The sequence below is a fragment of the Stenotrophomonas sp. 220_Sma genome, from assembly GCF_056487375.1.
On record NZ_CM151348.1, the window covers coordinates 1,045,767 to 1,064,841 of the forward strand.

At 65.4% G+C, this 19,075-nt stretch carries 22 protein-coding genes and 1 tRNA gene; 14 read left to right on the plus strand and 9 right to left on the minus strand.

All coding sequences use genetic code 11. The features are described from left to right. Positions 1–41 precede the first annotated feature (41 nt). From ACZLIB_RS05010 to ACZLIB_RS05075, 14 genes are all read left to right on the plus strand, one after another. Positions 42–551 (plus strand): YceD family protein, encoded by a 510-nt coding sequence (locus tag ACZLIB_RS05010; protein ID WP_032127767.1) that lies wholly within the window; start codon positions 42–44, stop codon positions 549–551. A gap of 107 nt (positions 552–658) precedes the next feature. Beyond that, positions 659–853: a 50S ribosomal protein L32 gene (gene rpmF / locus ACZLIB_RS05015; RefSeq protein WP_004154640.1), complete on the plus strand. Its 195-nt coding sequence runs from the start codon at positions 659–661 to the stop codon at positions 851–853. A gap of 91 nt (positions 854–944) precedes the next feature. Beyond that, positions 945–1,922, plus strand: coding sequence for a beta-ketoacyl-ACP synthase III (locus ACZLIB_RS05020; RefSeq protein ID WP_032127766.1), 978 nt, complete (start codon positions 945–947; stop codon positions 1,920–1,922). 77 nt (positions 1,923–1,999) lie between these two features. Further along, a complete protein-coding gene (locus ACZLIB_RS05025; protein ID WP_032127765.1) occupies positions 2,000–2,782 on the plus strand; it encodes a BUD32 family EKC/KEOPS complex subunit in 783 nt (260 codons plus the stop codon). Between the two features lie 135 nt (positions 2,783–2,917). Further along, the gene (fabD, locus tag ACZLIB_RS05030; protein WP_478469258.1) at positions 2,918–3,862 is read left to right on the plus strand and encodes an ACP S-malonyltransferase; all 945 of its coding nucleotides are present in this window, start codon (positions 2,918–2,920) and stop codon (positions 3,860–3,862) included. Between the two features lie 81 nt (positions 3,863–3,943). Next, positions 3,944–4,687: a 3-oxoacyl-ACP reductase FabG gene (gene fabG, locus ACZLIB_RS05035; RefSeq protein WP_049421577.1), complete on the plus strand. Its 744-nt coding sequence runs from the start codon at positions 3,944–3,946 to the stop codon at positions 4,685–4,687. A 152-nt stretch (positions 4,688–4,839) separates the two neighbouring features. Next, entirely contained in the window at positions 4,840–5,079 is a 240-nt protein-coding gene (gene acpP / locus ACZLIB_RS05040) for an acyl carrier protein (RefSeq protein WP_005415509.1), read from the plus strand. A gap of 143 nt (positions 5,080–5,222) precedes the next feature. Continuing rightward, entirely contained in the window at positions 5,223–6,485 is a 1,263-nt protein-coding gene (gene fabF, locus ACZLIB_RS05045; protein ID WP_478469259.1) for a beta-ketoacyl-ACP synthase II, read from the plus strand. Between the two features lie 156 nt (positions 6,486–6,641). Further along, the gene (locus ACZLIB_RS05050; protein ID WP_478469260.1) at positions 6,642–8,006 is read left to right on the plus strand and encodes an aminodeoxychorismate synthase component I; all 1,365 of its coding nucleotides are present in this window, start codon (positions 6,642–6,644) and stop codon (positions 8,004–8,006) included. A gap of 137 nt (positions 8,007–8,143) precedes the next feature. Beyond that, complete coding sequence (gene mltG, locus ACZLIB_RS05055) at positions 8,144–9,205, plus strand: endolytic transglycosylase MltG (RefSeq protein ID WP_049400647.1); 1,062 nt, start codon at positions 8,144–8,146, stop codon at positions 9,203–9,205. Further along, entirely contained in the window at positions 9,202–9,867 is a 666-nt protein-coding gene (tmk, locus tag ACZLIB_RS05060; RefSeq protein ID WP_032127760.1) for a dTMP kinase, read from the plus strand. The genes mltG and tmk overlap by 4 nt, the downstream gene beginning before the upstream one ends. After that, positions 9,864–10,820, plus strand: coding sequence for a DNA polymerase III subunit delta' (locus ACZLIB_RS05065; protein ID WP_478469262.1), 957 nt, complete (start codon positions 9,864–9,866; stop codon positions 10,818–10,820). The genes tmk and ACZLIB_RS05065 overlap by 4 nt, the downstream gene beginning before the upstream one ends. Continuing rightward, a complete protein-coding gene (locus ACZLIB_RS05070; RefSeq protein WP_005412452.1) occupies positions 10,817–11,170 on the plus strand; it encodes a PilZ domain-containing protein in 354 nt (117 codons plus the stop codon). Before ACZLIB_RS05065 ends, ACZLIB_RS05070 begins: the two co-directional genes overlap by 4 nt. Before the next feature lie 135 nt (positions 11,171–11,305). Further along, positions 11,306–11,380, plus strand: a tRNA-Val gene (locus ACZLIB_RS05075). An 83-nt stretch (positions 11,381–11,463) separates the two neighbouring features. Here ACZLIB_RS05075 and ACZLIB_RS05080 read toward each other — a convergent pair. The 9 genes from ACZLIB_RS05080 to ACZLIB_RS05120 all read right to left on the minus strand — a co-directional run bounded on the left by ACZLIB_RS05080 (position 11,464) and on the right by ACZLIB_RS05120 (position 19,038). Next, complete coding sequence (locus ACZLIB_RS05080) at positions 11,464–11,745, minus strand: hypothetical protein (protein ID WP_478469263.1); 282 nt, start codon at positions 11,743–11,745, stop codon at positions 11,464–11,466. A gap of 89 nt (positions 11,746–11,834) precedes the next feature. Continuing rightward, positions 11,835–12,158 carry a phage head closure protein gene (locus ACZLIB_RS05085; RefSeq protein WP_478469264.1) on the minus strand — a complete coding sequence of 108 codons (324 nt, stop codon included), beginning with the start codon at positions 12,156–12,158 and terminating at the stop codon, positions 11,835–11,837. Further along, positions 12,155–13,660, minus strand: a complete 1,506-nt coding sequence (locus ACZLIB_RS05090; protein WP_478469266.1) for a terminase large subunit — start codon at positions 13,658–13,660, stop codon at positions 12,155–12,157. Before ACZLIB_RS05090 ends, ACZLIB_RS05085 begins: the two co-directional genes overlap by 4 nt. Further along, positions 13,657–14,112, minus strand: a complete 456-nt coding sequence (locus ACZLIB_RS05095; protein WP_478469267.1) for a hypothetical protein — start codon at positions 14,110–14,112, stop codon at positions 13,657–13,659. The genes ACZLIB_RS05090 and ACZLIB_RS05095 overlap by 4 nt, the downstream gene beginning before the upstream one ends. Before the next feature lie 98 nt (positions 14,113–14,210). Next, on the minus strand, positions 14,211–14,618 hold the full coding sequence (locus ACZLIB_RS05100) for an HNH endonuclease (protein ID WP_332329479.1): 408 nt from the start codon (positions 14,616–14,618) through the stop codon (positions 14,211–14,213). 46 nt (positions 14,619–14,664) lie between these two features. Next, positions 14,665–15,840, minus strand: coding sequence for a phage portal protein (locus ACZLIB_RS05105; RefSeq protein WP_478469268.1), 1,176 nt, complete (start codon positions 15,838–15,840; stop codon positions 14,665–14,667). Continuing rightward, positions 15,837–16,358, minus strand: coding sequence for an HK97 family phage prohead protease (locus ACZLIB_RS05110; RefSeq protein WP_423715490.1), 522 nt, complete (start codon positions 16,356–16,358; stop codon positions 15,837–15,839). The genes ACZLIB_RS05105 and ACZLIB_RS05110 overlap by 4 nt, the downstream gene beginning before the upstream one ends. Positions 16,359–16,360: 2 nt before the next feature. Beyond that, positions 16,361–17,581, minus strand: coding sequence for a phage major capsid protein (locus ACZLIB_RS05115; RefSeq protein WP_478469270.1), 1,221 nt, complete (start codon positions 17,579–17,581; stop codon positions 16,361–16,363). A gap of 476 nt (positions 17,582–18,057) precedes the next feature. Next, entirely contained in the window at positions 18,058–19,038 is a 981-nt protein-coding gene (locus ACZLIB_RS05120) for a hypothetical protein (protein ID WP_146110196.1), read from the minus strand. Positions 19,039–19,075: the final 37 nt, after the last annotated feature.

Here is a 19,075-nt window from a genome sequence, read left to right on the forward strand (position 1 = left end):
ATTTGACAGCCGCCGCCCCGATCCTTAGTATTCAGCGGCTTATGTCCGCGAACGTGCCCGAAACGCTGGATGCCTGGCGGATGGTTGTAGCGCGAAGGCGCTTCGACGGTCAGGTGTCCCTGGCTGAATTGACCCGCCTGCAGGGGTTGGTCGCAGATACCGACGGTGAGTGCAATTACTCGCTTGAATTCGGTCGCGACGACGTCTTGCGGGTATCCTATGTGGAATTGACCATCGACACCGCGTTGCCGCTGACCTGTCAGCGCAGCATGCAGCGATTCCTGTTGCCGGTGAAGATGACCCAGAGGCTTGGCCTGATCCGCGACGAGGACGAGGAATCGTCCCTGCCGGAGGAGTACGAGGCGTTGCTGGTGCCGGAAGACGGCCAGCTGCGTCCGCTGGACCTGGTCGAGGACGAGCTGGTGCTGGCGGTGCCTGTGGTGCCGCTGTCGCCCGACGGTGAAGCAGTCGACAAGGACTGGGCGCCGAGCGAAGAAGAAACAAAGCAGGCCAACCCGTTCGCGGCGTTGGCGGCACTGAAGAAACAATAGCAGCCGGATTGTCGTCGGCGGCTGCGGCGAAAGCGAAAGTGTGCTGGGCGCTGGCGTCCTGCGCGACGATACGACGAAGCAAAACGAACCGAGTTTGGAGCAATCCCATGGCTGTGCAGAAATCCCGTGTCACCCCGTCCCGCCGCGGCATGCGTCGTGCGCATGACGCCCTGAGCGCCAAGCAGCTGTCGACCGACCCGACCACCGGCGAAGTGCACCTGCGTCACCACATCACTGCCGATGGTTTCTACCGCGGCAAGAAGGTCATCCAGACCAAGACCTCGGCCGTCGAAGAAGATTGATGTGCCGGGAAGGCCGCTGCCTCCGGGCAGCGGCCTTTGCCTTCTTTCCCGGGTGTGCCGGTGATCGGCGGCCCGCGCAACAGGAAACATGATGAGCAAGCGGATCTACTCGAGGATCGCGGGCACCGGTAGCTATTTGCCGGAAAAAGTCCTGACCAACGCCGACCTGGAAAAAATGGTCGAAACCTCGGATGAGTGGATCCAGTCGCGCACCGGCATTCGTGAGCGGCACATCGCGGCCGAAGGCGAAACCACCAGCGACCTTGGCTACAACGCCGCCCTGCGCGCGCTTGAAGCCGCAGGCATCGACGCCTCGCAGCTCGACATGATCGTGGTCGGCACGACCACCCCTGATCTCATTTTCCCGTCCACCGCGTGCCTGATCCAGGCAAAGCTCGGTGTGGCCGGGTGCCCCGCCTTCGACGTCAACGCCGCCTGCTCGGGCTTCGTGTTCGCGTTGGGCGTGGCCGACAAGTTCATCCGCTCCGGCGACTGCAGGCACGTGCTGGTGATCGGCACCGAAACGCTGACCCGCATGGTCGACTGGAACGATCGCACCACCTGCGTGCTGTTCGGCGATGGCGCCGGTGCTGTCGTGCTCAAGGCCGACGAAGACACCGGCATCCTCAGCACCCACCTGCATGCCGATGGCAGCAAGAAGGAGCTGCTGTGGAACCCGGTTGGCGTTTCGACCGGCTTCAAGGACGGCGCCAATGGCGGCGGCACCATCAACATGAAGGGCAACGATGTGTTCAAGTACGCCGTCAAGGCGCTGGACTCGGTCGTGGACGAGACTCTGGCTGCCAACGGCCTGGACAAGTCCGACCTGGATTGGCTGATTCCGCACCAGGCCAACCTGCGCATCATCGAAGCCACCGCCAAGCGCCTGGACATGTCGATGGACCAGGTCGTGGTCACCGTCGACAAGCACGGCAACACCTCGTCCGGCTCGGTGCCGCTGGCGCTGGACGCCGCCGTGCGCTCGGGCAAGGTCGAACGTGGCCAGCTGCTGCTGCTGGAAGCCTTCGGCGGCGGCTTCACGTGGGGTTCGGCTCTGCTGCGCTATTGATAGTGCAAGTTACGACAACGTGAAGCTTTGTCGTTGCGGCCCCTCTGGGGCCGTAACGCGTTTAAGGAGGACCTGTCATGGTTGAGCCCATCGTCATAGAAGGGCAACGTGCCTGGCTGAAGCAGTACGGCAAGGGAAGCCGCGCGCTGGCCCTTGGCCTGCTCAATTTTGTTGCCCGTCGTTTCCATCTGGATGCCCTGCGCCCGCCGCCGCACCGTGGCGGTGACGCCGCGCGCGAAACCGAAGCCCGTCGCCTTGCAGAACTGCAGGCGCAGGGCGTGAACGTGCCCGATGTGCTGGGCACCGGCCATGCTGCGCTGGTGATCGGCGACAACGGCAGTTCGTTCAATACCTGCCTGCGCGAAGCCGACGAGGCCGGTCGCGACCGCCTGGTGATGGCGGCCATGCTGGCCATTGCCGCAGCGCATGCGCGCGGCGCCTATTTCGGCCAGCCGTTGCCGCGCAATCTCACCTGGGATGGCGAGAAGGTCGGTTTCATCGACTTCGAGGAAGATCCGCTGGAAGTGATGGATCTGTCCGAAGCGCAGGCCCGCGACTGGCTGATGTTCGGCTATGGCGTGGCCAAGTACTACGCCGACCGCCCCGAGCACCTGCAGGCGATGATGGCCGAGGCGATGGGCGATGCGCAGGCGCCGGTGCGCGAGCACGTGCACGCGGTCACTGGCCGCCTGCGCAGCCTGGCCCGGGTCTGCATGAAGCTGGGCCGCTCGGCGCGCGCGCTGGCCCACTCCATCTTCATCGCCCATGGCGCCAGCACCGCTGGCGTGCTGATGCTGGTGGGCCTGTGCGTGGATTTCCTCGCCGACGGCGATCTGGACGTCCTGCAGCTGTTCTGCTGACTGTGCGTCCGCCGGGCCATGCCCGGCGGCGTTCCGCGGCTGGCCCACCATACGCGTGCATACGCGCACGTACAGACGACACGGCATGTTCCCCCTTATCATGGCCCGCTTCGATTGCAACAAGCGGATGACCGCGTGACCGTATCCACCCTCGCTTTTGTCTTCCCCGGCCAGGGCTCGCAGTCTGTGGGCATGGTGGCCGAGCTGGCTGAACTGCACCCGCAGGTGCGTGAAGCCTTCACCGAGGCATCCGATGGTGCCGGCGTCGACCTGTGGGCGCTGTCCCAGGGTGGCCCGGAGGAAATGCTCAACCGCACCGAATACACCCAGCCGGCCCTGCTGGCCGCAAGCATCGGCGTGTGGCGCGCCTGGAACGCCGTGGGCGGTCCGCGCCCGTCGGTGCTGGCCGGCCACAGCCTGGGCGAGTACACCGCCCTGGTTGCCGCTGGCGCGCTGAGCCTGCATGACGGTGCGCACCTGGTGCGCCTGCGCGGCCAGCTGATGCAGGAAGCCGCACCGGCCGGCGTCGGTGCCATGGCCGCCGTGCTCGGCGCCGAGGACCAGCTGGTGCTGGACGTCTGCGCCGAAGCCGCAGGCAGCCAGGTGGTGGTGCCGGCCAACTTCAATTCGCCGGGCCAGATCGTGATCGGTGGCGACGCCGACGCGGTCGACCGTGCGCTGGCGCTGCTGGCCGAGAAGGGCGTGCGCAAGGCGGTCAAGCTGGCCGTGAGCGTGCCCTCGCACACCCCGTTGATGCGCGAAGCCGCCAACCGCCTGGCCGAAGTGATGGCCGGCCTGGCCTGGCAGGCGCCGCAGCTGCCGGTGGTGCAGAACGTCGACGCCAAGGTGCATGACGGCATTGACGCGATCCGTACCGCGCTGGTCCAGCAGCTGTACCAGCCGGTGCAGTGGACCGGGTGCGTGCAGGCGCTGGCTGGCCGTGGCGTCACCCGGATCGCCGAGTGCGGCCCGGGCAAGGTGCTGGCCGGTCTGGTCAAGCGCATCGACAAGGCCATCGACGGCCGTTCGCTGGCCACGCCGGGCGACTTCGAAGCCGCCCGCGAGGCATGGTCGGCCTGATTTCCCTGTTCCTGCCGACCGTACCGGTGGCCGCTGCAAGCGGCACGTGTACGGCGGCCGTCCCAGCCTGAGGAAAACATCATGAGCAAGCCCCTGCAGGGTGAAATCGCACTGGTCACCGGCGCCAGCCGTGGCATTGGTGCCGCCATCGCCGATCTGCTGGCCGCCCAGGGCGCCACCGTCATCGGCACCGCCACCACCGAATCCGGCGCTGCCGCGATCGGTGAGCGCCTGGCCGCCCACGGCGGTCACGGCCGCGCGCTGAACGTCACCGACGCCGCCGCGCTGGATGCCGTGCTGGCGGACATCGCCAAGGAATTCGGCCCGATCTCGATCCTGGTCAACAACGCCGGCATCACCCGCGACAACCTGCTGATGCGCATGAAGGACGAGGACTGGGCGTCGATCATCGACACCAACCTGACCAGCGTGTTCCGCACCAGCAAGGCGGTGATGCGCGGCATGATGAAGGCGCGCAAGGGCCGCATCATCAACATCGCATCGGTGGTGGGCGTGACCGGCAATGCCGGCCAGGCCAACTACGCCGCGGCCAAGGCCGGCATCATCGGCTTCAGCAAGTCGCTGGCCAAGGAAATCGGTTCGCGCGGTGTCACCGTCAATGTTGTCGCACCCGGCTTCATCGACACCGACATGACCAAGGCGTTGCCGGAAGAAGCGCGTACCGCGCTGATCAACGACATCGCCCTCGAACGCCTGGGTTCGCCGGAAGACATCGCCCATGCGGTGGCCTTCCTGGCCGGCCCGGCTGCCGGTTACATCACCGGCGAAACCCTCCATGTGAACGGTGGCATGTACATGCCGTAAGCAAGGGGCGCAGGGATTGCGCCGCAAGTGGTTGATCTGCGGAGGTTTTTGCTGCGATGCAAGGCCGCGCCGGTTTCCACTACACTATCCCACGGCCATCGCCTTTGATGGCGACCACTTTTGAACCACAACTCCATCTGGAGCGAGATCCCATGAGCACCATCGAAGAACGCGTCAAGAAAATCGTCGTCGAACAGCTTGGCGTCAAGGAAGAAGAAGTCACCAACAGCGCATCGTTCGTCGATGACCTGGGCGCTGACTCGCTGGACACCGTCGAGCTGGTGATGGCCCTGGAAGAAGAATTCGAGTGCGAGATCCCGGACGAAGAAGCCGAGAAGATCAGCACCGTGCAGGCCGCCATCGACTACATCAAGGCCCACGTCAAGGCCTGATGTCAGACGGCAGTGCGCGCGCGGGCTCACGCTCGCCGCGCACCGCACCCCATGGGGCCGCTGTTGCGGCCCCGTGTGTTTGAGCATCACACCGAAGCAAACCGAGTTGCCCGTTGAAATCATCCGGGCCAGGAGAATCAGCAATGAAGCGTCGCGTCGTCGTAACCGGCCTGGGTATCGTCTCGCCGTTGGGCAATGATCTGGCCAGCAGCTGGGAAGGCATCACCCAGGGTCGTTCGGGCATCGGTCCGCTGACCAACGTTTCTGATGCCTATCTGGATCGGTTCACCACCAAGATTGCAGGTGAGGTCAAGGGATTCGACATCACCGCCGACAATGAATTGTTCGGCAAGTTCCGGGTCAGCGGCAAGGATGCCAAGAAGATGGACCCGTTCATCCATTACGGCCTCGGTGCCTCGTTCATGGCCCTGCACGACTCGGGCCTTGAGATCACCGACGCCAATGCCGAGCGCATCGGCGCCATCGTCGGCGCCGGCATCGGCGGCCTGCTCGGCATCGAAGAGCAGACCATCGAGTTCCATGAGGGCAAGAAGATCTCGCCCTTCTACGTGCCCAAGACCATCATCAACATGCTGCCGGGCCAGCTGAGCATCATCACCGGCCTGAAGGGCCCGTCGTTCTCGGCGGTGTCGGCGTGCGCGACCTCGAACCATTCGATCGGCACCGCCATGCGCATGATCCAGTACGGCGATGCCGACATGATGGTGGTCGGTGGTGCCGAGCGTGGCTCGTCGCCGACCGCACTGGGCGGCTTCTGCGCGATGAAGGCCATGAGCACCCGCAACGACGCCCCGGAACAGGCCTCGCGCCCGTGGGACAAGGACCGTGACGGCTTCGTGCTGGGCGACGGCGCCGGCATCCTGATCCTGGAAGAGTACGAGCACGCCAAGGCACGTGGCGCGAAGATCTACTGCGAACTGGCCGGCTTCGGCGCCAGCTCCGACGCGTACCACATGACTGCACCGAGCGAGAACGGCGAAGGCGCCGCGCGCTGCATGGTCATGGCCATGAAGGACGCCGGCGTGACCCCGGAACAGGTGGGCTACCTCAACGCGCACGGCACCTCCACGCCGCTGGGCGACCTGGGCGAGACCATGGCGATGAAGACCGCCTTCGGCGACCACGCCTACAAGATGATGGTCAGCTCCACCAAGTCGATGACCGGCCACCTGCTGGGCGCTGCCGGCGGCGTGGAAGCGATCTTCTCGGTGATGGCGCTGCAGGACAACATCATTCCGCCGACCATCAATCTGCAGCAGCCCGGCGAAGGCTGTGACCTGGACTACGTGCCCAACGAAGCACGCCAGGCCAAGGTCGACGTGGTGATGTCCAATGGCTTCGGCTTCGGCGGCACCAACGGCACGCTGATCTTCAAGCGCGTCTGACCGACGTTGTAGAGTCGAGCTTGCTCGACTCCGCCCTTGTGTAGAGTCGAGCCATGCTCGACTGAACGTGCAACACAGTCGAGCAAGCTCGACTCTACGCACGAGGAGGCCGCCGCAAGGCGGCTTCCGTGCATCTGAATCCCCGAACTGGCCGCCATGACCCACGCACCGCTGATCCACCCGCTGCCGCACCCGATCGATCTGCTGGCCCTGCAGCAGCACGACCCGTCGCGCTTCCCGCTGCTGATGGAATCCACCGCCTCGGGCACCGCCCAGGGCCGCTGGAGCCTGCTGCTGGCCGCGCAGGGCGATAGCCTGCGGCTGGATGCCGATGGCCAGGTGCGCGACCAGCATGATGCGGTGCAGGCCGGCAGCTTCCTGCAGGTGCTGGACCGCGCCTGGCAGCACGAACGCCTGCCGCATGACGGCAGCCACAGCCTGCCGTTCCGCGGCGGTTGGGCGTTGATGCTGGACTACGAAGTGGCCAGCCAGATAGAACCGGTGCTGCCGGCGCGCGCACGCGAGGACGGCCGCCCGACCGCGCTGGCGCTGCGCTGCCCGGCCGCGGTGCTGCACGACCACCACCACGAGGCCAGCTTCGTCATCGCCGAAGCCGGCGAGCAGGCGTTGCTGGATGCGCTGGTGGCACTGGCCTCGGCCACGCTGCCCGAAGCCGGGCAGGGCTGGCAGCCACCGCAGTCGGTCGGCGAGGACGCGCCGCAGCGCTTCACCGACGGCGTGCGCCGGGTGATCGAGTACCTGCGTGCCGGCGATGTGTTCCAGGTGAACCTGTCGCGGCGCTGGAGCGCGCAGTTTGCCGCACCGGTCAGCCCGCAGGCGCTGTACGCGCAGCTGCGCCGTGCCAACCCGGCACCGTTCGCCGGCCTGTTCAGCGCGCACGGCCGCCATGTGGTCAGTTCCTCGCCGGAGCGGCTGGTGTCGGTGCATGCCGGCCACGCGCAGACCCGGCCGATTGCCGGTACGCGTCCGCGCTTCGAGGGGGACGATGATGCTGCGCGCATCCAGGAACTGGTCGGTCACCCGAAGGAGCGTGCCGAGCACGTGATGCTGATCGACCTGGAACGCAACGACCTGGGCCGCATCTGCCTGCCCGGTACCGTGGTGGTCGATGAGCTGATGACCGTGGAGAGCTACGCGCACGTGCATCACATCGTCAGCAACGTCAGCGGCCATCTGCGCCCGGAGGTCACCCCCGGCGAGGTGATCGCCGCCACCTTCCCCGGCGGCACCATCACCGGCTGCCCGAAGGTGCGCTGCATGCAGATCATCAGCGAGCTGGAGCAGGTGCCGCGTGGTGCCTATACCGGCGCCTTCGGTTGGCTGAACCGCGATGGCGACCTGGACCTGAACATCCTGATCCGTACCGCCGAAGTGGATGGCCACGAGGTGAGCTTCCGCACCGGCGCCGGCATCGTGGTCGACTCGGACCCGGACAAGGAACTGGACGAGACCCGCGCCAAGGCCCGCGGCCTGCTACGCGCGCTGGGCCAGCAGGGGTAGTGCCGGCCGCTGGCCGGCAACCCCATTCCCCCACGGTGGGTGCCGACCGTTGGTCGGCACGCAGGCGCCACCCCGGTCATGACCCCAATCCACCGGCACGGTATCCTGCACGACGGAATCGAGTTCAGAGGTAGTCCATGGCGGGAGCCAAGCGCGGGTGTCTGTTCGTGGTAACGCTGGTGGTGGTGCTGGCCGCCGTCGTGGCCGGCGCGGGCGCATGGTTCTTCTACCAGCAGACCCGGTTCGCCGACGCTCCGATCACCCCGTCCGCCGAGAGCGTGGTCATCGCCAGCGGCGATGGCATGAACAGCGTGCTGCGCAAGCTGCGCGACGCCGGCGTGGACGAGGGCCAGGACGCGCAGTGGCAGCTGCTGGCGCGCCAGCTCGATGCGGCCGGCAAGCTGAAGGTGGGTGAGTACGCGCTCAGCAGCGACCTGACCCCGCGTGATCTGCTGCTGCGCATGCGCGCCGGCAAGGTGCTGCAGCACCGCGTCACGATCATTGAAGGCTGGAACATCCGCCAGTTGCGTGCCGCGCTCAAGCGCGCCGAGCCGCTGCTGCACACCACCGACAACCTCGATGACGCCGCGTTGATGCAGCGCCTCGGCTTCGGTGGCCAGCATCCGGAAGGCCGCTTCCTGCCGGAGACCTACGTCTACCAGCGTGGCGACAGCGATCTGGATGTGCTCAAGCGTGCTCACGCTGCAATGCAGGACGCACTGGATGAAGCCTGGGAAAGCCGCGCGCCGGACCTGCCGATCAACACGCCCTACGAACTGCTGACGATGGCCTCGATCATCGAGAAGGAAACCGCGCTGGCCAGCGAGCGCCCGCAGATCGCCGGCGTGTTCATGCGCCGCCTGAAGATCGGCATGCGCCTGCAGACCGACCCGACCGTGATCTACGGCATCGGTGCTGCGTATGACGGCAACATCCGCCGCCGCGACCTGACCACCGATACGCCCTACAACACCTATACCCGCGCCGGCCTGACCCCGACCCCGATCGCCATGCCCAGCCGCGATGCGCTGATGGCAGCCGCGCAACCCGCAGCGGGCGACGCGCTGTACTTCGTCGCCGTAGGCGATGGCAGTGGCGCGCACGTGTTCTCGCCCAGCCTGGACCAGCACAACGCCGCAGTGGCCCGCTACCTGCAGCAGCTGCGCCAGCAACGTACCAAGGAGACCCCGGCGCAATGAGTCCCGCGCTGCTTCGCCACCCGCGTTTCGTCAGCCTGGAAGGCGGCGAGGGCGCAGGCAAGACCACCGCTATCAATGCCATCCGTGACTGCCTGCGCAGCCACGGCCACGAGGTGGTGCTGACCCGCGAGCCGGGCGGTACGCCGCTGGCCGAGCGCATCCGCGGCCTGGTGCTGAAGCCCGATGCCGAGATTGCTGCCGAACCGCTCAGCGCCGAAGCCGAGCTGCTGCTGGTGTTCGCTGCACGTGCGCAGCATGTGCGCCAGGTGATCCAGCCGGCACTGCAGCGCGGCGCCTATGTGCTGAGTGATCGCTTCACCGATTCCAGCTATGCCTACCAGGGCGGTGGCCGCGGCCTCGATCCGCAGTGGATTGCCGATCTGGAACGACGCGCGGTGGGCCTGCTGCCGGGCCTGACCCTGCTGCTGGACGTGGACGTGGCAGTGGGCCGCGCGCGCGCCAATGGCCGCGACCTGTGGCCGGACCGCATCGAGAGCGAACAGGATGATTTCTTCCAGCGCGTGCGCGAAGTGTTCCGCAGCCGCGCGCAGCAGGACCCGCAGCGCTTCGCGCTGATCGACGCCGGCCAGGTGCAGGCGCGTGTAGCGGCCGATGTGGTCGCGCAGGTCGAGCGCTGGCTGCAGGGCGGGGAGGGCGCATGAGTACGTTCTCACCCTGGCAGCAGCGCGCCTTCGATCAGACCGTGGCCGCACTCGATGCCGACCGCCTTGGTCATGGCCTGCTGATCTGCGGCCCGGCCGGGCTGGGCAAACGCGAAGTGGCACTGGCGCTGGCCGACCACGTGCTGGCGCGCGGCGATGCCGCGCATGCCATGCGCACGCGCCAGCTGATCGCCGCCGGCACCCATCCTGACCTGCAGCTGGTCAGCTTCATTCCGAACAAGAGCGGCGACAAGCTGCGCACCGAGATCGTCATCGAGCAGGTGCGCGAGATCACCGACAAGCTGGCGCTGACCCCGCAGTACGGCGTGGCGCAGGTGGTGATCGTCGACCCGGCCGATGCGATCAACCGCTCGGCGGCCAACGCGCTGCTGAAGACGCTGGAAGAGCCGCAGCCCGGCCGCTATCTGTGGTTGATCAGCAGCGACCCGGCACGCCTGCCGCAGACCATCCGCAGCCGGTGCCAGCGCCTGGAATTCAAGTTGCCGCCGCAGCACGAAGCGCTGGCCTGGCTGCAGCAGCAGGGCCACAGCGAAGCATCGGCACGCGAAGCGCTGGACGCGGCGCGCGGCCACCCCGGCCAGGCCGACAACTGGCTGCGCGAAGATGGCCTGAGCCTGCGCCGCGAAGTGGGCCGCGAGCTGGAACAGCTGGCCGCCGGCAAGACCGGCGCGGTGGAGCTGGCGCAGAAGTGGTGCGGTGATGACAACGCGGCGCTGCGCCTGCGCTTCGCCGCCGACCTGGCGCTGGCCCAGGCCAGCGCCGATGCCTTGACCACGCCGGAGCGATTGCACAAGCTTGCAGCCTGGTTCGATGCGGCCAACCGCACCCGCGACCTGCTGCGCACCACGGTGCGTGCAGACCTTGCCGTGGTCGAGTTGCTGCTGGCCTGGAACAAGGTGAACGAGCGGCCTGCCGCAAGGGGAAATCGATGAGTGCCAGCAACGCCCGCCAGGGCATCCTGTCCCTGGCCGTGAAGGACAAAGCCGCGCTGTACAGCGCGTACATGCCATTCGTGAAGAACGGCGGCATCTTCGTGCCCACGCCCAAGCGCTACTTCCTGGGTGACGAAGTGTTCCTGCTGCTGACCCTGCCCGATTCCAGCGAGCGCCTGCCGGTGGCCGGCAAGGTGATCTGGGTGACCCCGGCCGGCGCGCAGGGTAACCGCACCGCCGGCATCGGCGTGCAGCTGGCCGACGGCGCCGAAGGCGAGGGCGTGCGCCACAAGATCGAGACCCTGCTGGCCGGACTTACCGGCTCGGACAAGCCGACCCACACGATGTAACTGGGCGCGGATCACCGCCCCTGGTAGCGCCGGGCGATGCCCGGCGGCGACCGCCGAAACACCCGTGAACACGAATGTGAAAAACGGTTGACGGCCTCTGAAAAGCCCCTATAATGAGCGGCTCAGCAACACACCGGGCGGTTAGCTCAGCGGTAGAGCATTGCCTTCACACGGCAAGGGTCACAGGTTCGATCCCTGTACCGCCCACCAATTAAAGCCTTGATTTCAAAGGCAAAAAGAAAAACCGGCCTAGTGCCGGTTTTTTCGTAACTGCATGCTAACTGCATCCCTCCTTACGGGTTGAGATGCCGATTGAGCCACGCGCTGTGCTCGCCGTGATCGCTCCAGTGCGCATTCGTCTCACTTAGCTGGGTGGCTATCAGCGCCTCCAGTCCCTGCCCGTTAGAGCCCTTCAGTGTGAGCAACCATTGCCACAACTGTTCGGTCGTGCCTTCGTGATCCACGAGAAGCGCATCCTCTGACACTATGTGGAAGCCATCATCACGATAGCGATCAACAATGACTCCAAGGATCTCGTTTCTCAGGCTTGGGTCTTCGGATTTATAGAAAATCATCGATACGGTCATAATGCTAACTCTGAGTCAGGAGTAATTATGATGACGAGTTTCCTTGCAAGGTTCAATTGTTTTGTGTTTGTGTATTTCTAGGATATTCGTTTTACATAAATAAGTAGTTCTTTGTTATTAAGTTTTATATTTTGTGCGCTGATGATTCCGTAGGCGTCGCCGCGGATCACTAGGCGATGCAGTTGATTTACGTCCGCCCGCCAGCGCATTGTCACCTTGGCTGTTACCTCGAAATGCTCGGCCTGCGCTGCGATAAACTCTCGGCCTACCAGCGGCTCCACCTTGGCGAACGTCTCAGCAAAGGTTGACCACACTTCGCGGTCGCCACCCAGTGGGTCACGGATGCGCGTCACCTTCTGAATCTGGACGCGTGTGTTCAATTCTTGGGCAGCGTAGGTCATATGAAGCGCAGTCCTCGGGATTGGTAGGGATCGGGCGCGGGCGGCTGCACCGTCTGCGCCGCGCCAAGGGCCATCGCCAGCGCCACCATGCCGTCGATGCGCCCGGTCGCGCGCCCCTTGTCTAGCTTTCGATTGCCGGCGGGATCGCGGACGGTCATCGCGTTGGCGGCGCACAGCTGCAAGACGGGGTGCATGCCGTGGGCCAGTCGGCTGTTGAGCAGCTCCGCCTCCAGTGTGTCCAGAGCGGGAGCCATATCCTTGAAGCCCTGCCCGAACGGCACCAGCGGCAGCTGGATGCCTAGGCGGTCCAGTTCGCCTTTCATCACGTCCATGCGCCAGCGGTCGAAGGCGATGGCCTCCACGTCCAGGTCGGAGAGCAGGTCGGCAATGTCGGTGGCCACGTGCGCGTAGTCCACGGATGCGCCCGGCGTGGTGCGCAGCAGCCCCTGCCTGGCCCACACATCATATGGGGCTCGGTCGCGGCGCACGCGCTCGCCCAAGCCCACCTGCGGCGTCCAGAAGTAGGGCTGCACCTGCCACACCCCTTCTACCTGGCCCACCAGCACCAGCGCCGTGAGGTCGTTGCGGGCGGACAGGTCCAGGCCGCCGAACACGGGGCCGTCGAACGGCAGTGGCTCTGCGCCGTTGACCTTCCACACGCCAGGCGAGACGAACGGGGCATCGGTGGTCACGCGCTGGTTGAGCAGCAGATTGCGCGCGGTGTTCTCCATGCTGGGCATGCGCGCGGCCTGTTTCATCTGCTCGGCTAGGTCTGCCCGGCTGCGGAACAGGCCCAAGGCTGGGTTTGCAGCGGTCCAAGCTTCTTCATCGTCCAGCGCGCAGCCCTCGGGGGCGGCGTAGAGGTGGCAGACGATGCAGGGATCGTGTGAGGCTTGCGCGTCGTCCAACCACACGCTGAGCAGGTCAGCGTCAGTGGCGGCCTGCGTGGAGATGACCAGCAGCAGCGGCTCGGCGTGCGCGCCCTGGCTGGTCACGATGGCGTCCACGAAATCAGACTGCGGGCCGCGTACCTGGCCAACCTCGTCGAGGATCGCCAGCACCGGGGAGAGGCCATGCGCCGTCTTGCCATCGGCGGCCATCGCTTTGAACTCGGTGTTCATGGGCAGGCCGAGCAGGCGCTTGCCCGATGGCACGATGCGCACCAGCTTGGACAGGGTGGGGGAGAGCTGCACCATCTTGGCCGCGAGGTTGAACACCAGGGCGGCCTGGTCACGGCTCATGGCTCCCGACACCAGCTGCGCGTTGAGCTTGGCCTCTGGCCCAACCAGGTGGGCCAGCAGCAGGCCTGCAATGAGGCCTGTTTTGCCGTTCTTGCGTGCGATCGACAGATAGGCGCGGCGCGTGCCGGCGGGGTTGTCGTAGGTGGAGCGGATGAACTCTTTCTGGAACTCGGCCAGCACCATCGGGCGGCCCACCTGCGCGCCGTCCGGCGTAAGGCAGTACCGCTCGATGAACTCGATGACGCGGCCGGCGCGGCTCACTTCACCACCCGCAGCATCGGGATTAACGGATCTGCGTCCTGCTCGGCATCACGCTCCAGTGCTAGGGCGTTGCCGGCATCACGGCTGCGGCCCTCGGTGGCCTCGGGATGGACGTGCAGCAGCCGCGACAGGGCGATGGCGCGTCGGCCTGCTGTATCTAACAGGCGGTGCGCCGCATGCGGCTTACCGTCCTCCCGCACGTCGCCCTGCAGGCGGATCACAGCGCGCAGGCGGGCCATGTCGTCGTGGAGCATCGCCAGCTCGGCGGCATTGGCCAGGTCCAGGTCATTCCAGCGGTTGCGCGGACGGTTGCGCATGATGGCCTGCCAATAGGGCATGGCCGACTCGGGGAATGCGATGTGGGCAGGAGGCTCCAGCACTCCAAGCGCAGCATTCTGCGCTGCTTGCACAGCGGCAGTGTTGCTATCGGAGCGTTGCTTTCGCTTCTTCATTGCCGGGCGTTCCAGTGGTGCGCGCAATCTTTGGACTTATCGATAATTCAAAGGGGGGTGGTCGGTCTTGGACGGCTCATCTCCCAGCGATTTTTGTTTCACGCTTTGGCGTTCCACGGGTGGCGCGGGTCCATCGGCCACCCGTCCGCGTCGCATCCGATCACCACCGGCTTGCCGGCGCGCTCACGGGCCGTCTTGTGGGAGTGGCAGGCGTGGCAGAGGCCTTGCAGGTTCACCCGCCTGTTGTCGCTGGGATCGCCGCTGATGTGGTCCACGTCCGTGGCAGGCTCACTGCACATGCGGCACAACGGTTCCTCGGCCAGGATGCGGGCGCGCAGCTTCCTCCAGCGTGTGCTGTTGAGAGGGATGGCGCGCCGTGGGTCGGCATCGCGTCCGGTCGGGTTGGCCTTCTTCTTGGCCTCCAGCGGCGTCGGTGCGTGCGCTATGCCGCGTGCTGCCATCGGGTCGAAGGTGGTTACCTTGCGTGCCTTGCTGGGGTTGTGCACGCGCACGCCAGGCAGACGCGGGAATGGGTTGTGGACGGGTGGGCGCTTAGGCATTGGCGGGGTCCTCAGGTGGTTCGGGGGCGCGGTCAAGTGCGGGCAGGTTCTCCAGTCGGCGCACCTCATCCACGGTCATCCAGCGGTCTTTCAGCGCCTTGCCGTAGAAGTCCGCGCGCGCTTCCGGGTTGCCGCGCAGCAGCCCTTCCACGCTGTGTTCGGCCAGGTAGCGCTTGCGGCCCATCGGCCCGAGTAGCTGCCGGCTAATCTCGGCCTCCCACATGGCCAGCCAGCGCTGCAAGCTGTAGCGCACGAACTGGCTACCCAGCTCGGCGGTGTTGCTGTAGCTCGCGTGGCTAAGGTCCTGCAGCATGGTGGGCGGAACGCGGAACAGGCGCGCCACCTCCACCACGGTGAACTGCTGAGCCGCGATCCACTGCGCATCCTCCAGGCTCATTGCCAGCTGCTGGTAGGTGAGGCCGTTCTCCAGCACAGCGGTCTTGCCGATGTTCTCGGTGCCGGAGAATTGGGAGCGCCAGGAATCGCCAATGCGCGCGGCGCTGTTGTCGTCCAGGACGTTCGGCGTCTGCAACACGCCGGAGAGCCGTGCGCCGTTGCGGAACGTGGATGCGCCGTGGTCGCGCAGGCTGAGGCCCAGGCCTAGCGTGTCGCGTGCGATGGCAATGCGGGACTTGCCCATGATGCTGCCCGGCTCGGTGCGGTCGGCCAGGTGGAACACCTCATCATCCAGCAGGCGCACTAATGCCCCGTTGTCCTCGGCGTATTCGTAGCGGTAGCGGCCCGAGGCCAGCTTCACCACGGTGACAGCGCGCGGGTTGATCGGATGCAGCGCCTTCACGTTGCCCGTGGCGTCGTACTCGATGCGAGCGTAGGCGTTGCCGTGCAATAGCACCGCTGCTGTCATCGCCTCGCGGAACGACAAGCCGGACTGATGGGCGTTGGGCTGACGCAGCGCGCGTGCGAGCGGGTGATCGTCTGCGCGCACGCGGTCGCCATCGGCTTTGCGCTGATAGACGTGCAGCGGCAGGCAGGCGGTGGATTCGGCCAGCGTCTGCACAGCCGCATACACCGCCGCGATGGTCTCTGCAGCCTTGGCGTCCACGAACTGCCCTGATGCGCTGACCGCACCTCCGTTGCGCAGGTGGGCCCAGCTCGGATCAGTCGATGCGTCCCGCTTCTCTGCGCGCTTGAACGGCCACAGCCTCATCGGCAGGTCTCCAACCAGCAGCGCAGCAGGCCAAGACGGTCACGGTCGCCCGGCTGACGGCTGCGCAGCGATACGGTGGTGGTGGGATAGGCCGCATGCGCCTGCACGATGCTGATTTCGTGCAGCTCCACCTCGTGCAGGGTGCGCAGCTCGCCGGCCCAGCTGTCACGCTTGGCGACAAAGCCCATCGAGACGCCTCCCAGGTCGCCACGTACGGCCAGCGCGCGCAGGTCGTTGCCGGTGGTGGTCTCGGGCAGGGCGATGCGGTACTCCAGCCCTTGGGCGCTCTCTCGCAGCTCCAGCGTGCCGCTACGGGTGCGGCCCAGCACCCGGCCCACGTCATGGTCCACCAGCGCCAGAATGTCGCGGTTCTCGGCCAGCGTACGCGTGAACGCACCCGGCGCGATCACCTCCCGGAAGTCGGCTACTCGTGTCTCAGAACCGAACGGGGCCGCCAACCCGATCAGCTGGCGGCCCTCCACGGTTGCACCGGCAGCGAAGCGGCGCTCCACGTTCATCCTCAGCCCCCGGTTGCCGGCTTGGCCACCACGAACGCCTTGGGATGACGCGCCACCAGGTCACAGGTCATCATCGCGCGGATCAGCACGTTGCCACGGCGGAATGCCTCGCCCTCATACGGGTTCACCAGCAGGTCCAGCACGCCCCAGGTGCCCAGGATGAGCTGCGTCCAGTCGCCCAGGATCGCGGTGTTGGCCGGCGCGGCGTTGGACGTGGCGGCGGCAATCTCGCCGATGCGGTTGGCAGTGGCGATGTACTCGCTGCCGGCAGTGGCCGCCTTGAGCTTCCCACGCAGCGCGCGCAGCACGCTCGGCTTGGTGTACCAGTAGTTCGGAGCGACGTTCACGTCCTCCAGCAGGCCCTCCACGGCCAACACTTCCTCCCAGGTGGTCGGAACCGTGGTGGTCTGCACGCCAGCCGTGTTGATGATGCCCAGCGGAGCCTTGACGCCATCGCCGGTGATGATGGCCTTGTCCACCTCTGCACCGACAGCGAAGGCTAGGTCATCGCGCAGCAGCTGCTCGATGCTCGGATTGGACTGCTGCGCCAGCTGACGGGACCACGAAGTGATCGCGCCCACGTGACGCGGCTTGAGGCTGACCGAATCGAAGTCCATCACCGATTCCGGCAGCGCCTCGTTCTCGGCCACCCAGCCCGCCGACAGGCCCGCAGCGAACTTCGGGATTTCCACGTTGCCGGTCAGGCTGGACAGCACTCGCACGCCCATCTGGCGCACCACCAGCGAATCACGCAGCGGGCCGATGTACTGGTCGCCACGGTGATCGGTCGGGATCAGTTCGCCGGCAGTGGTGATCAGGTTCGGGGCGCGGCGTTCCAGCAGCGACAGCGGCACCAGCACGCCCTGCGCCTTCATGCCGGTGCGGCGCTCGGCCTCGGCGTGATACTCGGCCTCTGCGCCCGTCAGTGCGCGTCCATCGATCTTGGCCTGCACCACGGTGAGCAGCGAGACGCGCTTCTCCAGCTCGGGCAGCGTGTCGCTGCCGCCACTGACCACGGTGCCGGTGCTGCGGCGCTCGGCGTCGTCCAGGAACTGCTGGCGCTGCTCCTGCTGTTCCAGGTCGGTGATTGCGGCCTTGATGGTGTCGAAGGCGGCCGATTCCTCGGCAGTGAGCTGGCGGTTCTCGCGTTGGGCGGTTTCCACCAGCGCGCGGGCCTCGGCTACTTTCGCAGCGCGCGCCTCACGTAGGGCTTTCAGGGTCATGCGGTTCTCCGGAGATTGATGTTTCCGGATAACCATTTACCTGCATGGATTCAGCCGTGCAAACAACCGCGTAGTGAGGATTCAATGGGATTCAGTGGCGTAATTTGTAGCTTCCTGACGATGCCGATTTGCGCAGAGTCCTGGCGGCTTTTCCGTGCGGTCCCGGCGTGGTCGCGTACGGTGCGTTGCAACTGTCTCTCCAGATTTGGCGAGGTGGTGAACGTGGTGCATCGGCTGCAGCGGGCGCATGGGGTGAGCCCGCTGCAGCCCTGCGCAGCGTGCTGCATTCTTTCCTCATGCGTTGCACTGCAGTGCCTGTCACTGTGACTAGTGCTGTGACAGGTAACGGTTTTGGCGTTACCGAGCGCTTTCGCACTGGTGTGTACTCGCCTTGATTTCCCTTGATATCTACACTTACTTCCTTTGAACTCCATTGAGTACCCTTGATATCTCCTTGATACCCTTTGATATCAACACTAGGCGGCCAATCCGCTGAAATCGCCCTCGGCAATTCGGTTGTAGAGCGCTTCATACCTTGCACAGCTTTCTACATGCCGGCCGTACCAAGCCGCCGTCTTAGTCGTCTTGGGGCGATATCTCAGCCGCATGATGCCGACTACTGTTGCTTTGGCCATATGTTCAGGGATGGGCAGCACGAAATCGAAGCGCTGCGCCTCGTAGCTAAATCCTCCAGGGAGTGAGTCTGCTAGGGCTGCGGCGGCATCGGCGGTCCGCTGAGACAGATCATCGCCTTCAAGTTGATGAATCAGCTCGGCGTCCTGATTGTCGCTCTCTACCAGGTAGGTCGCTCGCTCAAGGAGACCCATGCGCTCCATTGAGCGGAGAAATATCCATACAGGATGCTGTGAATCATCCTCCACCTTGGCGTGTTGGAATCGCTTTAGTGGGCCACTCCAGCTGCAGTGATCCACACGCTTGCTTCTGGAGAAGCCAATGATCTCAAAAGGGCCTCGTCCACAAATGCGTTCGCGCACGTCGTATGGTGCTCGGAACAAGCTTCTGGATATCCCGCCGTCTCCCACTAGATCCTGAGCTGCGTAGAGCTCTACAAGCGTTTCCAGATGCTCAACGCTCTGGCCTTCCCGGAGCTTGCGCAATGGCGGTATTTCGCTTGCTGCGCCCGTCACGAACTCATTGGGAAGCCAGATCAGATCTTCCAGGCTATCTGGTTTGGAAAGCTTATAGCGGGGGCGCTTCCCGGACTGTTCCTTGGTTGCAAGCTGCGCTTCGCATAGCGCGGCAATGGCATCATTGCCGCGCCGCCATGCAAGTCCGGTGTACTTGAAAGCGGATTCTGCGCTCCAAGACGTTGTGCAATTGTCCCTGCCAGTACCTCGTGCCATCACAAGAAGCGTAACCGCATGGTTCAGGCCAAGTGAGCAAGCCTTGGTCCATTGTTGTTTTCCAATTGCGAAAAAGCCTCCGTTATTTGCCATTACCTAACTCGTTCGTTTGGATGAACTTAATAGTACC

Excerpts from the sequence above, each read along its gene's own strand:
- ACZLIB_RS05010 (WP_032127767.1), top strand. The coding sequence starts at position 42 with ATGTCCGCGAACGTGCCCGAAACGCTGGATGCCTGGCGGATGGTTGTA.
- rpmF (WP_004154640.1), top strand. The coding sequence starts at position 659 with ATGGCTGTGCAGAAATCCCGTGTCACCCCGTCCCGCCGCGGCATGCGT.
- ACZLIB_RS05020 (WP_032127766.1), top strand. The coding sequence starts at position 945 with ATGAGCAAGCGGATCTACTCGAGGATCGCGGGCACCGGTAGCTATTTG.
- ACZLIB_RS05025 (WP_032127765.1), top strand. The coding sequence starts at position 2,000 with ATGGTTGAGCCCATCGTCATAGAAGGGCAACGTGCCTGGCTGAAGCAG.
- fabG (WP_049421577.1), top strand. The coding sequence starts at position 3,944 with ATGAGCAAGCCCCTGCAGGGTGAAATCGCACTGGTCACCGGCGCCAGC.
- acpP (WP_005415509.1), top strand. The coding sequence starts at position 4,840 with ATGAGCACCATCGAAGAACGCGTCAAGAAAATCGTCGTCGAACAGCTT.
- fabF (WP_478469259.1), top strand. The coding sequence starts at position 5,223 with ATGAAGCGTCGCGTCGTCGTAACCGGCCTGGGTATCGTCTCGCCGTTG.
- ACZLIB_RS05050 (WP_478469260.1), top strand. The coding sequence starts at position 6,642 with ATGACCCACGCACCGCTGATCCACCCGCTGCCGCACCCGATCGATCTG.
- mltG (WP_049400647.1), top strand. The coding sequence starts at position 8,144 with ATGGCGGGAGCCAAGCGCGGGTGTCTGTTCGTGGTAACGCTGGTGGTG.
- tmk (WP_032127760.1), top strand. The coding sequence starts at position 9,202 with ATGAGTCCCGCGCTGCTTCGCCACCCGCGTTTCGTCAGCCTGGAAGGC.
- ACZLIB_RS05065 (WP_478469262.1), top strand. The coding sequence starts at position 9,864 with ATGAGTACGTTCTCACCCTGGCAGCAGCGCGCCTTCGATCAGACCGTG.
- ACZLIB_RS05070 (WP_005412452.1), top strand. The coding sequence starts at position 10,817 with ATGAGTGCCAGCAACGCCCGCCAGGGCATCCTGTCCCTGGCCGTGAAG.
- ACZLIB_RS05080 (WP_478469263.1), bottom strand. The coding sequence starts at position 11,745 with ATGATTTTCTATAAATCCGAAGACCCAAGCCTGAGAAACGAGATCCTT.
- ACZLIB_RS05085 (WP_478469264.1), bottom strand. The coding sequence starts at position 12,158 with ATGACCTACGCTGCCCAAGAATTGAACACACGCGTCCAGATTCAGAAG.
- ACZLIB_RS05095 (WP_478469267.1), bottom strand. The coding sequence starts at position 14,112 with ATGAAGAAGCGAAAGCAACGCTCCGATAGCAACACTGCCGCTGTGCAA.
- ACZLIB_RS05105 (WP_478469268.1), bottom strand. The coding sequence starts at position 15,840 with ATGAGGCTGTGGCCGTTCAAGCGCGCAGAGAAGCGGGACGCATCGACT.
- ACZLIB_RS05110 (WP_423715490.1), bottom strand. The coding sequence starts at position 16,358 with ATGAACGTGGAGCGCCGCTTCGCTGCCGGTGCAACCGTGGAGGGCCGC.
- ACZLIB_RS05115 (WP_478469270.1), bottom strand. The coding sequence starts at position 17,581 with ATGACCCTGAAAGCCCTACGTGAGGCGCGCGCTGCGAAAGTAGCCGAG.
- ACZLIB_RS05120 (WP_146110196.1), bottom strand. The coding sequence starts at position 19,038 with ATGGCAAATAACGGAGGCTTTTTCGCAATTGGAAAACAACAATGGACC.